This is a genomic window from Pantoea folii (assembly GCF_056678875.1).
Genome location: NZ_JBWXON010000007.1, coordinates 139,153 through 153,623, shown reverse-complemented (window position 1 = coordinate 153,623; position 14,471 = coordinate 139,153). Strand labels below are relative to the sequence as shown.

Below are 14,471 nucleotides of genomic sequence, written 5' to 3'. Positions count from 1 at the left end.
CACGATATAGGGTGGAACAGATGGCGGATGGAACGGGTGAACAGGAGAGTCAGAGTAGTCGTTACCGTCAGATTGCAGAGCAGATAAAACAGGCGATTCACAGCGGATCACTGCCGCCTGATAGCCGTTTACCGTCGGTGCGCACGCTGGCGACTCAGTACAGTGTCAGCATGACCACCGCGCTGAAAACATTACGTACGCTGGAGGATGAGCACTACGCGGTGGCGCGTCCTAAGTCCGGCTTTTTTGTGGCGCCTCGTCAGGTTCCCAGGGTGTTACCCGCTGCCATTCACAGCGAACAGCCGCGTGAAGTCGCGCCGCTGGACGAGCAAACCGAGCTGCATCTGGCCATGCTGGGCTCCGATTGTCGTGTGCGGCTGGATCTGGCCAATGGCGATATCTCGCTCTATCCGGTCAAGAAAATTGGATTGCTGATGCGCCAGATGGGCTACAGCAAACCGGCACTGCTCGGCAACACGGTGAAGGGCACCGGCTATGCGCCGCTCAAAGCCGAGATTGCACGCCGCGCGGTGGATTATGGCTGCAATATCAGCGCCGATGACATCCTGATCACCAACGGCTGCATCGAAGCTATCTCACTGGCTTTGCGCGCCACCACCCGCCCCGGCGATATCGTGGCAGTGGAATCGCCGTGCTACTTCGTGCTGTTGCAGATGCTGCATAATCTCAATCTGCGCGTGATTGAAGTGGAAGCCGGGCCGGAAGGTTATGTTAACGTCAGCAAACTTACCGCGCTGTTTCAGCGTAAAGCGGTGCAGGCCTATCTCACCATCAACAACATCAATAATCCGCTGGGGAAAAGCATTCCCAACGAGCAGAAAGCCTATATTGCGCGTCAGGCCGATGAGAATGATGTGGTGATTATTGAGGATGATATTTTCGGTGATACGGCGTTTGGCAATCGCCGTCCGTTCCCGATGCGCGCCTTTAGCCCGAATGCCATTCTTTGCAGCGGCTTCTCGAAAACGGTGGCGCCCGGTATCCGCATTGGCTGGGTGCACAGCAGTAATTACATGCGCAAAATCGCCTCGCTGAAATACACCACCAGCATGGGCACCTCGGTGTTGTCACAGGCAGCGATTGCTGAACTGCTGCGCAGCGGCGGCTACGATGCGCATCTGCGCAAATTGCGTCGTGAGTTGAAGAATCAAATCCACCATATGCGCCAGGCGGTGTTGCGTTATTTCCCTGCGGGCACGCGTGTATCGGATCCTGAAGGCGGCTATGTGTTGTGGGTGGAAATGCCCATTCAGTCGTTAAACGTGCGCGCGCTGTTTCTTAAAGCGCGTAACGCGGGCATCGGTATCGCGCCGGGACATATCTTCGCCACCGATCACCGTTACGATCACTGTTTCCGACTGAACGCCGGTTTTGGCTGGAATGCGGAAGTGGAGGAGGCGATCAAGCAGCTGGCGCAATGGTGCCAGCTATCGCTGGTGGCGGATAAATAGAGATTATTTGGAAGTAGTTCACAAATTTAAATAAACATCGGCTGCTGTGTTTATTATTCACTACCAGTTAATGGAATCACTAATTTATTCTTGTCTGGCTTGGTTTATCATTAAATATATGAAATAGATGACAAGGATAAGTAATGAAAATTTTTGGAAAGGATATCCCTACACGTGGATTCATTATTTTCGCATTGTGGATTTGGACTTTCTTTACCCTATCGCATGAATCCTTACCCTATGTCCCGGTGAATAATCCTGGATGGGTTGGCGTAGTAGCATGGTTATTTATGCTGATCGGAGCCTATGCTTTTTATTCAATCCTGTTCCGATTTTACGACTGGTACAATAATAAATAATGCATCAACGCCTCCCGATTAATTTCGAGAGGCGTTTTAAAAGATTGGTTTAGCCAATCTTCTCCAGCTCTTCCGCCAGAATCTGCACCGCGCGTTCAATCTTCTCCGCATCCGGTACATAGTTCATGCGCATACATTGATGTGTATGCGGCCATTCCTGTTCCAGACCAGGGAAGAAGAAGTGGCCCGGCACCATCAGCACGCCGCGCGCTTTCAGGCGCTGATACAAGGCTTCGGTGCTGATCGGCAGATCGCGGAACCACAGCCAGAGGAAAATTGCCCCTTCGGGTTTGTGGATCAGGCAGCGATCTTCCGGCAGATAGCGGCGCAGAATGGCAATCGTCTCGCTCACCTTGTCCTGATAGAACGGCTTGATCACCTCTTCCGACAGACGCAGCAAATCGCCACGCACGATCATCTCAGTGGCAATCGCCGGGCCGATACTGCCTGGCGCTAAGCTGATAATCCCATTCATGTTACCAATCGCGCTAATCGTGCTCTCATCGGCGACGATAATGCCGCAACGTGCACCCGGCAGGCCGAGTTTCGACAGGCTCATGCACAAAATGGTATTCGGGTTCCACAACGGACGGGCTTCGCTGAAGATAATGCCGGGGAAGGGCACACCGTAGGCGTTATCGATCAAGAGAGGCACGCCATGCTGCTGTGCCAGCGCATCCAGCTGCATCAGCTCGTCATCGGTGATCACGTTGCCGGTCGGGTTGGTCGGGCGCGACACACAAATCAGGCCCACGTCCTCATTCAGCGGCAGATGGTCGAAATCGACGTGATATTTGAACTGCCCCTCTGGCAGCAGCTCAATGTTCGGCCTGGCGGAAACAAACAGATCTTCTTCCAGCCCGGCATCGGCGTAACCGAGATACTCCGGTGCCAGCGGGAACAGCACGCGTTTTTTACTGCCGTCGGCGCGACGACCCGCGAACAGGTTAAACAGATAGAAGAACGCGCTCTGGCTGCCGTTGGTCAGCGCAATATTTTGCGCGGTAATCGGCCAGCCCAGCTCGTCGCGCAGCATGTTCGCCAGCGCATCCAGCAGCAGCGTTTTGCCACGCGGACCGTCGTAATTGCACAGCGCTTCGCTCAGTTTGCCGTCCTGATGCATCTGCAGCAGCAGCTGGTTGAAGTAGTCATTAATGGCCGGGATCTGCGCCGGGTTGCCGCCGCCAAGCATAATGGTGCCGGGCGTGCGCAGGCCTTCACCCATGTCTTCCATCAGACGTGAGATGCCGGAATGTTGAGTAAATTTGTCGCCGAACTGAGAAAAGGACATAGGAAGTTAAAACATTGTAATCGGGAATGGGCAACCACCATAGCGCCCGCCACGGGCAGGCGCAATGGCTAAAGCAGCAAGCTTAGGCCTGGATTTGCGGGTTAACGCAGTTTTTCTCGACTTTGCCGCTTAGCGCAGCAATCAGATTGTCCACCGCATCACGTGCCATGCCGTAACGCGTTTCATGGGTGGCTGAACCGATGTGCGGCAGCGCTACCACGTTTGGCAGCTTGAGGATCTCCGCATCAGCGGGCACCGGCTCCACTTCAAACACATCCAGACCGGCTGCGTGAATCGTGCCGTCCTTCAATGCCGCGGTCAGCGCCTGCTCATCGACCACCGGGCCACGACCTGCGTTAATCAGGATCGCGCTGGGTTTCATCATCTTGAGCTGTGCAGCGCCAATCATATGATGTGTCTGCTCAGTCAATGGCAGGCTGATACAGACAAAATCACTCTCTTTCAGCAGCGTTTCAAGGTCACAAGCACGCGCACCGAAGCGGGTTTCCGCCTCTTCATGCTGACGGCGTGCATTATAGAGAATATTCATGCCAAAGCCGAAGTGCGCACGCTGCGCCAGCGCCAGGCCGATACGGCCCATGCCAAGAATCCCCAGGGTTTTGTGATGCACGTCGATGCCGAAATGTTCTGGTCCGATGCTTTTCTTCCATTCACCGGCCTTAACCCATTGATCCAACTCGGTGACGCGACGGGCGGTGCTCAGCACCAGCGCCATCATGGTATCGGCCACGGTTTCGGTCAAAACGGTTGGCGTGTGCATCAGCAGTACATTGCGCTGATTTAAGGCTTCGACATCAAAGTTGTCGTAACCCACAGACACGGTAGAACAAGCGCGCAGTGCGGGCATCTTCGCCAGCAGATCGCCATTTACCTTACCACCAGAACCCAGCAAACCCTGTGCTTCCGCAAACTGTGCGGCATGCTGTTGCACGGTTTCGGGGGAGACGTCATGCACTTCGGTGACGGTAAAATGGGCATCCAGTTTAGCGCGCAGATCGTCTGGCAGGCTCTTATAAAGAATCACAGCAGGTTTCATCATTTGCTCCCTGTAGAACGTGTGACGGGCGACCTGAGCCGCCCGGGAAAGTCATTTCTTACGCTTTCAGGCGTGCTTCGCCCCATGAATCGGTGCTGTCTTGTTCTCCGCGGGCTTGACGATTAACGTCAGCCACACCGAGACCAGCAGCGCGGCACCCATAAAGATATAAGAGGCAGCAGGACTGCCGGTTGCGCCATTAAGATAGCCTACAATCCACGATCCGATGAAGGAACCGAGTGCGCCCATGCTGTTAATCAGCGCCATGGCACCGCCAGCAACGTTGCGTGGCAGCATCTCAGTAATCAGGGCAAAGAACGGGCCGTAAGGGGCATACATCGCGCCACCGGCAATCACCAACAGCGCATACGACAGCCAGAAGTGGCTGGAACCGACCAGATAGGAGCCAAGGAACGCCAGCGCCCCAATCAGCAGCAGCGGCCAGACAAACAGCTTACGGTTTTGCTTTTTGTCAGACGCCCATGACACCACGACCATCGCAATGGTCGCCACCAGATAAGGCACTGCTGAAAGCCAACCCGCCTCTACCATGCCCATCTGTGTGCCGTTACGCAGAATCGAAGGCAGCCACAGTACGAAACCGTACACGCCAATGCTCCAGGCAAAATATTGCATGCACAGAATGATCACATTGCGATTTCGGAAGGCTTCGCCATAGTTACGCACCGCTTTGATGCCTTCCTGCTCTTTCTGCAACTGCGCCTGCAGCGCTGATTTCTCTTCGTCGCTCATCCATTTGGCTTGTGCTGGCTTGTCCTGCACCAGGAACCACCAGGCCACGGCCCAGATCACCGCCGGGATGCCTTCGAAGATAAACATTTCACGCCAGCCGAAAGCATTAATCAGATAGCCGGACACCACCGACATCCACAGCACAGTGACCGGATTGCCGAGGATCAGGAAAGTATTGGCGCGCGAACGTTCCGACTTAGTGAACCAGTTACTGATGTAAATCAGCATCGCCGGCATCACCGCCGCTTCCACCACGCCGAGCACGAAACGAATCGCTGCCAGCATCGGAATGTTGCTTACCACGCCGGTTAATGAGGCACAGCCGCCCCACAGAATCAGGCACCAGAAAATCAGCTTCTTCACGCTGCGGCGTTCGGCATACACCGCGCCGGGGATCTGGAAGAAGAAATAGCCAAGGAAGAACAGGGCACCCAACAGCGATGACATGCCTTTGGTGATGCCGAGATCGTCATTAATCCCTGCGGCAGAGGCGAAGCTAAAGTTCGCCCGGTCCAGATACGCCAGACTGTAGGTGATAAACACGATGGGCATGATAAACCACCAGCGTTTTGGCGCGATTGTCTGCGTTTTCATGGGTGACTCCTCTGTTTTGAGGCGGGCACATTCAATGGATGCGCCTCGAAATAATCGGGTTGTGTAGAGACAGACTGTTTCACCTGGTACGCGTTAATGCGTACCCGACCTGCAGGGTTGCCAATTAAGGCAACCGCTTGATTAAAAATCGCCCAGTGCCGCGCGCGTCGGCAGGCCTTCACTGTCGCCGGCGACCTGAATCGCCAGCGAACCAATCTTGTTACCGCGCAGAATCGCCTGTGGCAGCGATTTGCCTTCCAGCAGTGCGCTGATCAAGCCCACGGCAAAACCATCGCCCGCGCCTACGGTATCCACCACGTTATCGACGAGAATCGGTGCGACATTGCCCTTTTCACCATCGGCGGTTTTATACCAGGCGCCGTCGCAGCCGGTTTTGATCACCACAGCCCGTACACCTTTATCCAGATAGAAATCGGCGATGGCTTCAGGCTGACGATAGCCGGTCAGAATGAACCCTTCTTTCTCACCCGGCAGCACCCAGTCTGCATACTCTGCCAGCAGATTCAGCTGCTTACGCATTTCCTCCTCGCTGCGCCATAACACCGGGCGCAAATTCGGATCGAAGGAGATGGTTTTGCCGCGCGAACGCATCTCTTTGGCCGCATGTTTGGTCAACTCAAGCGAGCTGTCGGAGATCGCCGCCGCCACACCGCTCAGGTGCAGGTGACGCGCGCCACCAAAATAATCCGCATTAAAATCGTCAGGTGACAGATGGCTGGCGGCGGAGCCGGCGCGGAAATATTCCACTTCAGGATCGGAACCGTCATCGACGCGCGACTTGAGCTGAAAACCGGTGCGATAGCGGGTATCGGTGGTCACACAGTGATGATCGACCTTCTCTTTTGCCAGCTGTTGCAGCGTGAAGCGGCCGAAACTGTCATCGCCGACGCGGCTGACCCAACCGACCTGTAAACCAAGGCGCGCCAGGCCGATGGCCACATTCAGTTCGGCACCGGCAATACGTTTGACGAAGCCCTCTACGGCGGCGAGATCCCCGCTTTGCTGAGCGATAAACATCGCCATCGCTTCGCCAATCGTGACCACATCCAGTTGCTTCATCATCGACTCCTTACAGCGCACGCAGCAATTCAACGTAATGGCGTGTCACGGCCAGCAGATCTTCGCCTTCGAGTGGGAACTCGATGCCGCGCGGCGCATCAGCAGGCAGTGCGTTAAGCAATGTGCGCCAGCTGCCGTCGGTTTCGTCCAGCGCTACCGCACGGAAGCTCTCGCCATGTGGCATCGCGGCTTTCACGTGAATGTAGCTGACGTAACGGCTGAGTTGCGCCGCTGCCTGCAAGGCGTCTTCGCCGGTCCACTGCCAGTTGCCCATGTCGAAGGTCATATCCAGCGGCAGGGCGGCATCGCAGGCACGATGGAAGAAGGTCTGCATCGGGGCCAGTTTGCTGTCTGGCGTTTGATCGTTTTCCACCACCACGGTTACTGGCGATGCTGCCAGTACCTCAACCAGCGCAGCGTCGGAGAGATCGACAAAATGGCCGAGGGCGATTTTCAAACGCTTAGCGCCAATCTGTTCGGCTTCAAGCAGGAACTGCCCCAGACGAGGGTTGAGCGAGCCATCTTCCAGCCACAACGCTTCCGGCACCGAGTAGCTGGCACTCAGCTGCTGTTGAGCAATTGCCTCGTTGAGCGAGTGCAGTCTCAGCAGATCGTCCTCGCTGAATAGCTCACGACGGATTTCTACGCCATCCGCGCCAGCGGCTTTGATCAGTGGCAGCAGGGCGGTTTGACCACCTAACTCAGCGACTTTGTGCGTGCCGTAGGCGGCGGTGACCACAATGATTTCCGGATGTGCCATGTTGTCTCTCCATTGAACTCGGAAGGATGCGGTCTGAGCCGCCCATTGTTTTAAATCGATGTCTTAAAAAAACCTAAATGGAACCGGTTCCAAATGAAAGGAAGAGAGTGTGGAATTATGATCCTGCTCACGAAGTGAGCCAGAGAAAAGGGGATTAGCGCAGCGGCTGGCTGGAGCCGCGCACAATGAGCTCACCGGGGAAAACCTGCTCATTGATCGGCTGCTCATTACCGTCAATGCGTGAGATTACCTGTTCCAGCGCCGCATAGCCAATTTGCCAGGTGGGCTGTTTCAGGGTGGTGATACCCACGCCCGCCAGTGCGGCCCACTCCAGCTCATCAAAACCGAGCAGTCCGATGGTTTCACCCCAGCGCTGTTCGAGCCGCTGCAAGGCGCGCGCCACCTGTAAGGTCAGGGCACCGTTGGCGGCCATCACCGCGCAGCGTTTGTCACTGTGGCGTTGCTGGAATGTCCGCAGCACCTGCTCCAGCTGTTCAGGCTGATGCAGGGTGACTTCGGCGTTTTCCGCCATCACGCCGGCGTGGGCTTTGCTGGTGTCATAGAATGCGCCAAGGCGTTCACGGCGGGTGTTGACGCTACCTAAGGGTTCGCTGAGGAACAGCAGGGCATCGTAACCGTTGTCCAGCAGATGCTGGGTGGCAATTTGCGCGGCTTCGGGGTTATTCAGGCCAACCACATCACAGGCGAAGTCAGGGATTTTGCGGTCGATCAGCACCATCGGCAGCATCGACTGCTGCAGGCGCTTCAGTACCTCTTCGTGCATCCCGACCGCGTTCACCACGATGCCCTCAACCTGATAACTGCTCAGCAGTTGCAGATAATACTGCTCGCGATCGACTTCGTTGTTGGTGTTACACATCAGCAGCGTAAAACCCTGCGCGCGGCAGGCCGCTTCGATACCGCTCAGCACATCCACGGAATAGGGATTGGTAATATCCGCGATAATCAGGCCAATCAGCCGCGTGCGGCCACGCTTCAGGCCGCGTGCCATCTGGCTGGGACGATAATCGAGGTCGGCAATCGCCTGTTCAATACGGGCTTTGAGATCGGGCGAGAGCAGATTCACTTCGCCATTGAGATAGCGGGAAACGCTGGTTTTACCGGTTTTTGCCGTGCGGGCAACGTCACTGATTGTGGCTCGTGGCGGCCTGGTCTTCATCGCGTACACCTGAATAATAAAATCAGGCGAAGACTATCACAGCGCGGCGCGCACGCAATCATTGTGCATCAGAAGTGAGGCGCAACATCGGTTGCCACAGCGTCTGGAGCTCCTCAAGCGGTGCACCTTCCAGCAGTTGCAGCACCATTTCGGCCACGCGTTCGCCGATGCGCTGCTGCGACAGTTGCAGAATCGCGTTCACCGGATGATCGATAATGGAGTCATGCGGCAAGCCATCATAGACATAAAGTGGGATCGCCCGCGCGCCGCTTAAACGGTCGGCCTGCTGCAACGCGATGGCCGCGCCTTCACCCAGCGGCGCACAATCCGTGATGATGGCTTGAGGCGCGATATCCTGCGCCAGCCAGCGCTGTGTTTGCTGGTAACCGGCACGACGTGTTACCGGCAGCGCGGCCAGCATCGTTGGCGCGATAGGTGGTTGATGCTGTGTGAGGGCATCGATAAAGCCGTGGCGACGATCGAGGATATACGTGCAGGGCTCGTTGCCGCCAAGATAGGCAAGCCTTGTCAGCCCTTGTTGCAGGCAGTGTTCAGCGGCCAGCAAGGTGCCTGCATGATTATCGTAATCAAACCAGGCATAAGGTTGCGGCAGCTGGCTGCGGCCCAGCGTGAGAAAGCGATAGCCTTTCTGCTGCAAACGCTGCAGACGGATATCATGCGGTTGGGTATGGGTGAGAATCAACGCATCCAGCGCGCCACTGCGCAGCAAGCGCATCAGCGTGCGGTGCTTATCATGCGGTTTATCCGGCAGGATCATCAGATCAATGTCATGCTGAGCAAGGCGTTGATCCAGCGTCAACAGCATTTCACTGTAATAGCTGTCATTCAAAGAGGCGGTGCTGACCGGGAAAACCAGCCCGACGGCATTGGCGCGCCCGGTCTTCAGACGGCGCGCGGCATCATTCGGACGATAGCCGCGTGAAGTGGCTTCTTCTTCAATACGTTTACGCGTGGCGGCCGCAACATCGTCATAGCCATTTAGCGCACGACTCACGGTGGTAACAGAGAGGCCGAGGGCAGCGGCAATGGCTTTGAGCGACATGATGACGTTTTCCACTGATCAAATTTTGATCACGCTAGCATAAAGTATTTCACGGCTCTATTGGTTGACGATTATAGAGCGTTATCTGATACAAAAAGCGTCAATTGCGGTGTAAAAACGTGCGGAAAAGCCGATCTGCAGAAACAGATCGGCGAGCGGGATTAACCCAGTGGACTCAGCGTGATCTCGACGCGGCGGTTTTGTGCTTTACCCGCTTCGGTGCTGTTGCTGGCCACCGGATTATCCGGGCCCATGCCCTGCGTGCGCAGACGGTTCTGGGCTACGCCTTGCAGAATCAGGCCGCTGGCCACGCTATCCGCACGCTGTTGCGACAGGCGCATATTCAGCGCGCGCGTACCGGTGCTGTCGGTGAAGCCCACCACATTGACGGCGGTTTTAGGATACTCTTTCAGCACCATCGCGACACCTGTTAAGGTGTTAGCACCTGCGGGTTTCAGGTTGCTGCTGTTAGAGTCAAAGGTGACGTTATTCGGCATATTCAGCACGATGTTATCGCCCTGACGCGTCACGCTGACGCCAGTACCGCGCATTTTGTCGCGCAGCTTCGCTTCCTGCACATCCATGTAATAGCCGACGCCACCGCCCAGCGCCGCACCGGATGCGGCACCAATCAGCGCGCCTTTGCCGCGATCTTTCTTCGACGATGACAACACGCCAACGCCTGCACCCAGCACGGCACCTAAGCCCGCGCCGATGCCGGATTTCCCGGCCTGCGATTCGCCGGTATAAGGATTGGTGGTACAACCGGACAGCACAACGCTGCCGCTGAGTAACAAGGCCAGCGTCAAACTACGCTTTTTCATTGAAAATCCCTCACAAAGTCACACGGGGAAAATGCCCCAAAACGGCACTATTATGCCGTTCAATAATGGGGAAATGCGTGAGGGTCAGTCTTAAAGTGTAAAGTTTTGCGTTAAAGATTATCGGGATGGCAGAAGCAGCTGGTTTGATGATCGTTAATCAGCCCACACGCCTGTAAAAATGAATGGCAGGTTGTGGGACCGACGAATTTAAAACCACGCTTCTTTAACGCTTTAGAGAGCGCAATCGCAGGCTCGGAGGTGGTGGGTGCCAGCTTGTAATCGGCGAAACGGTGCAAAATCGGCTGATTATCGACGAATGACCAGATAAAGCGTGAAAAGTCTACGCCTTCCGCTTCCAGCGCCAGCATGGCTTTGGCGTTATTGATGATCGCCTCCAGCTTGCCGCGATGACGAATTAATCCGCTGTCTTGCAGCAAGCGCAGCATGTCTGCCTCATCCATCAACGCCACGGCCTGAGGATCAAATTCGTGGAACGCGCGACGATAGTTCTCACGTTTCTTGAGCACGGTGATCCACGACAAACCCGCCTGTTGTCCCTCAAGGCAGATCATTTCAAATAAGGCCCGCTTATCAGTTTGCGGCACACCCCACTCATTATCGTGGTACGCCAGATAGAGTGGATCCTGTGTTACCCAGCCACAACGTTGCATATTACTCTCCCTAAGCATGAGGAAAATACAGTTAATCCCTTGACGTATTACAGAATCGATTAATAGTTAATCAATGGGTGCCGATAATCAATAAACCTGAATCTTAACGCCCGTTTCCTTTCTGGCTCGTCAGGAGTCTTTCATGTTGCAGAAAAGTGAGTGGACAGGCCAGCACAATCTCATGCTGGCTTTTGGCAGTGTGTGGCTGTTATTTGCGGCGCTGCCGGCTTACGCCTGGGATGAATCGGGCGCGGATTATGTGCCGGATTACAATGCGATACTTGCTGAAAAGATTTCCAGTCATCACCTGATGTTGACAGAAGATCGTGACATCAGCCTGATGGATGCCGCGCTTAATTCACCGGATGAGAGCGCGATGGTGCTGCACAGTGAAAAAGCCAGCGTGGGAAATGCCCCCTTTGCTAACCGCTATTCGGCAGGCTGGCAGATGCCGATGAGTGCGACGCTGCGCACCGGTCCGGTGGCGCAATTCGCGGTGGATGATTCGCGAGTGAGTTGCCCGAAGTGTGAATTTGTCGATGGCAATCACGCCGGACATATTGCCTCACTGGGCTGGCGCGTAGATTCCACCCTTGACTGGATTTCACCCTGGGCACAGGTTAGCTACAGCCATCAATTGAGTGATGAAAATATGTCATCGCTGCGCGATCGCCCCGAGGAGATCGGCCATGAAAGCAACTGGGTGGATGTCAGCGTGGGGGCCAATGTGCCGTTTGGGCAAAATATGGCGGCTTTCGCCTCCTTCTCGCAAACCGGGGCGGTGGTCAGCGGTGAGCAGTTTATTTACAGCCTTGGCGTCAGCGCCAGCTTCTAAATCCTGCGCGATCCATCGCGTTAAAAAAGGTACACTGACCACTTAGCGCTAAACCTATCGGCGCTCCGGGTTGGTCAACGTCAGGTTTCTTCATGTCAGTTAAAATCTTATCTTCAACGCTGGTGGGGCTGGATGGCTTTTGCCAGGATCCGCTTGCCGTGTTGCAGCAGGCCGATAACGGCGTGCTGGCGGTGCTGCACAACAATGCGCCCGCTTTTTATGCGCTGACACCGCAGCGTCTGGCACAGTTGCTGGCGCTGGAAGCCGCAGTGCAGCAGCCAAATGATGTCACGCTGGATGACAGCCTGTTCCATACCGATGCGGCACCGATTGCCACACCGGTAGGCAAGTTTGCCATGTACGCGGGCTGGCAGCCGGATCACGATTTTCAGCGGCAGGCCGCCATCTGGGGTGTGGCGCTGAGTGAACCGGTCACTGCAGCCGAACTGGCTACCTTTGTGGCTTACTGGCAGGCCGAAGGCCGACTGTTCCATCATGTGCAGTGGCAGCAGAAACTGGCGCGCAGCGTACAAATGAACCGCGCTGCTAATGGCGGTCAGCCCAAGCGCGATGTCACCCAGATCAGCAATACTCAATATGATATTCCCGATGGATTCCGAGGTGAGTGATGAAAACGCCGAACGATCTTTTCAGTCGCCTGAAAAAATTTATGCCTGCGGATGTGCAGCCGAAATTTAAAAACGGTGAAGAGCTGCTGGCGTGGAATCAGGAGCAGGGCCGTCTGCGCTCCGAAGCCATCGTGCGCGAAAACCGCGCCATGAAAATGCAGCGTATCATGGGGCGTTCCGGTATCCGTGAGCTGCACATGAACTGCTCGTTTGATAACTATCGTGTCGAGAATGATGGTCAGCGCAAAGCACTCGCGCTGGCGCGGGAGTATGCCGCCGGGTTCGACAACAGCATCGCCAGCTTCGTGTTTTCCGGTCGCCCTGGCACCGGAAAAAACCATCTGGCCGCCGCCATCGGTAACGACCTCATTCTGCGTGGCAAAAGCGTATTGATTGTCACCGTGGCCGATTTGATGTCGAGCATGAAAGGCACCTTCAGCGGTGGCAGCGACATCACCGAAGAGCGCTTGCTGCAGGATCTTAGCCATGTGGATCTGCTGGTGATCGATGAGATCGGCATGCAGAGCGAATCCCGCTACGAAAAAGTGATCATCAATCAGATTGTCGATCGTCGCTCATCGTCAAAACGCCCAACCGGCATGTTGTCGAATCTGGACCCGGCGGGAATGAACGGCTTATTAGGTGAGCGCGTGATGGATCGTATGCGTCTCGGCACCAGTTTGTGGGTGCGTTTCGATTGGGAAAGCTATCGCAGCCGTGTACGCGGTGATGAGTATTGAGTCAGGTGGGCGCGCGATGAAAGCAGCCGGTAAAGGCCCCGCATTACTTCGATTAAACAACCTTAAGCGCGTGATGACGCAACTGCGTAGCACACGTATTACTTCCCGCCAGGATATCGCGCTGGCGCTGCAGCTGAGTAAAAACACCGTATCCCTGATTGTGGATGATTTGCTGGCGCAGGGCCTGATTCACGAACTCGGCCCGGTGAGCGTGGCAGCGGCTGGACGCCCAAAAATCGAAATTTCGCTACGCGCGGAAAAGCTAAAAAGCGCCGGCATCATGGTGGAGCGCAACGCCATTCACTGGCGCGTCTGTGATTATTTCTCGCAGGTGATTGCGGAACAGACCTGGCAAACGGCGACCGCCGATCCTGAGCAGCTGCTGCGTGAGCTGGAGGAAGTGTGCCAGACCTTGCACGCCGCGCATCCTGAACTGCTGGGCATCGCCGTCGGTTTTCCCGGCATCATCGATCCACAGCGTGGCCGGGTGCACTTTTCCGCCCATCTTGGCTGGCAGGATGTCGATGTTTTGACGCCGCTGGTCAGCGCCTGCCGTTTGCCGCTGCGCATTATGCATAACGTCAAAGCCGCTGCGCTGCTCTCGGTGGAGCAACTCGATCTGGATAGAGCACAAAGCCATTTTTATCTGCGTATCGGTGAAGGGGTTGGCGGTGCGCTGGTGGAACAGGGCGAAGTGTTTGTCGGCAGCAGCTGGACCGCCGGGGAGATTGGTCATTTGCAGGTGCAACCGAAAGGGTTGCGTTGTAGCTGTGGACGTTCAGGCTGCCTGGAAACGCTGATCAGTCAGCCCGCGATTCAACAGCAGTTGGGGCAGCGTAAAGCAGGACTGCGCTGGCAGAATGCCGCCAGTGAACCGCAGATCGTGAGTGAAGTGATGGCGTTAACCGGTCAACATTTGGGCCACGCCCTGAGCCATGTGATGCAGCTGGTGAACCCGGCGAGCATCATTATTGATGGGCCGTGGAATACGCATCCTGCCTTTATCCAGGCGGTTGAAGAAACGGCGCAGGCCAGCACGCTGGCCTTTACCTTCTCCCACACGCAGCTGCATTTCCTGCCGCAGCGTATTGATCCTGCCAACGGTTTGGCGCTGGCGGTGATTGAGCAATATGAGCGCGCCATCTCTTAGGCGCGCTTCATCA

The 14,471-nt window shown here is 55.8% G+C and carries 14 protein-coding genes; 5 read left to right on the top strand and 9 right to left on the bottom strand.

The annotated features are described in order from the left end of the window. The first annotated feature begins 20 nt into the window (after window positions 1–20). Window positions 21–1,472 (top strand): aminotransferase-like domain-containing protein, encoded by a 1,452-nt coding sequence (locus AC1MDE_RS10695; protein ID WP_480344552.1) that lies wholly within the window; start codon window positions 21–23, stop codon window positions 1,470–1,472. 408 nt (window positions 1,473–1,880) lie between these two features. On the opposite strand, the gene AC1MDE_RS10690 is transcribed toward AC1MDE_RS10695, so the two are convergent. The 9 genes from AC1MDE_RS10690 to AC1MDE_RS10650 all read right to left on the bottom strand — a co-directional run bounded on the left by AC1MDE_RS10690 (window position 1,881) and on the right by AC1MDE_RS10650 (window position 11,104). Further along, window positions 1,881–3,122 (bottom strand): valine--pyruvate transaminase, encoded by a 1,242-nt coding sequence (locus AC1MDE_RS10690; protein ID WP_480344551.1) that lies wholly within the window; start codon window positions 3,120–3,122, stop codon window positions 1,881–1,883. Between the two features lie 82 nt (window positions 3,123–3,204). Next, the gene (ghrB, locus tag AC1MDE_RS10685; protein WP_058961168.1) at window positions 3,205–4,179 is read right to left on the bottom strand and encodes a glyoxylate/hydroxypyruvate reductase GhrB; all 975 of its coding nucleotides are present in this window, start codon (window positions 4,177–4,179) and stop codon (window positions 3,205–3,207) included. Between the two features lie 66 nt (window positions 4,180–4,245). Continuing rightward, a complete protein-coding gene (locus AC1MDE_RS10680) occupies window positions 4,246–5,526 on the bottom strand; it encodes an MFS transporter (protein WP_058961166.1) in 1,281 nt (426 codons plus the stop codon). A 141-nt stretch (window positions 5,527–5,667) separates the two neighbouring features. Continuing rightward, a complete protein-coding gene (locus AC1MDE_RS10675; RefSeq protein ID WP_480344550.1) occupies window positions 5,668–6,609 on the bottom strand; it encodes a sugar kinase in 942 nt (313 codons plus the stop codon). A gap of 7 nt (window positions 6,610–6,616) precedes the next feature. Beyond that, window positions 6,617–7,366, bottom strand: a complete 750-nt coding sequence (locus AC1MDE_RS10670) for a sugar phosphate isomerase/epimerase family protein (protein WP_479397891.1) — start codon at window positions 7,364–7,366, stop codon at window positions 6,617–6,619. 154 nt (window positions 7,367–7,520) lie between these two features. Further along, window positions 7,521–8,546 carry a LacI family DNA-binding transcriptional regulator gene (locus tag AC1MDE_RS10665; protein WP_479402933.1) on the bottom strand — a complete coding sequence of 342 codons (1,026 nt, stop codon included), beginning with the start codon at window positions 8,544–8,546 and terminating at the stop codon, window positions 7,521–7,523. A 58-nt stretch (window positions 8,547–8,604) separates the two neighbouring features. Continuing rightward, window positions 8,605–9,609 (bottom strand): LacI family DNA-binding transcriptional regulator, encoded by a 1,005-nt coding sequence (locus AC1MDE_RS10660; protein ID WP_479401318.1) that lies wholly within the window; start codon window positions 9,607–9,609, stop codon window positions 8,605–8,607. Between the two features lie 161 nt (window positions 9,610–9,770). Then, window positions 9,771–10,433 carry an OmpA family lipoprotein gene (locus AC1MDE_RS10655; protein ID WP_045815063.1) on the bottom strand — a complete coding sequence of 221 codons (663 nt, stop codon included), beginning with the start codon at window positions 10,431–10,433 and terminating at the stop codon, window positions 9,771–9,773. Window positions 10,434–10,543: 110 nt separating this feature from the next. Further along, window positions 10,544–11,104 carry a DNA-3-methyladenine glycosylase I gene (locus AC1MDE_RS10650; RefSeq protein ID WP_480344549.1) on the bottom strand — a complete coding sequence of 187 codons (561 nt, stop codon included), beginning with the start codon at window positions 11,102–11,104 and terminating at the stop codon, window positions 10,544–10,546. A gap of 142 nt (window positions 11,105–11,246) precedes the next feature. On the opposite strand from AC1MDE_RS10650, the gene AC1MDE_RS10645 reads away from it, so the two are divergent. The 4 genes from AC1MDE_RS10645 (at window position 11,247) to AC1MDE_RS10630 (ending at window position 14,458) form a co-directional block, all read left to right on the top strand. After that, window positions 11,247–11,939 (top strand): autotransporter, encoded by a 693-nt coding sequence (locus AC1MDE_RS10645; RefSeq protein ID WP_479414845.1) that lies wholly within the window; start codon window positions 11,247–11,249, stop codon window positions 11,937–11,939. A 92-nt stretch (window positions 11,940–12,031) separates the two neighbouring features. Next, window positions 12,032–12,568: a primosomal protein DnaT gene (gene dnaT, locus AC1MDE_RS10640; protein ID WP_479402931.1), complete on the top strand. Its 537-nt coding sequence runs from the start codon at window positions 12,032–12,034 to the stop codon at window positions 12,566–12,568. Further along, window positions 12,568–13,308, top strand: a complete 741-nt coding sequence (gene dnaC / locus AC1MDE_RS10635; RefSeq protein ID WP_034829969.1) for a replicative helicase loader DnaC — start codon at window positions 12,568–12,570, stop codon at window positions 13,306–13,308. Before dnaT ends, dnaC begins: the two co-directional genes overlap by 1 nt. Before the next feature lie 16 nt (window positions 13,309–13,324). Then, the gene (locus AC1MDE_RS10630) at window positions 13,325–14,458 is read left to right on the top strand and encodes an ROK family protein (RefSeq protein WP_034829967.1); all 1,134 of its coding nucleotides are present in this window, start codon (window positions 13,325–13,327) and stop codon (window positions 14,456–14,458) included. Window positions 14,459–14,471 lie beyond the last annotated feature (13 nt).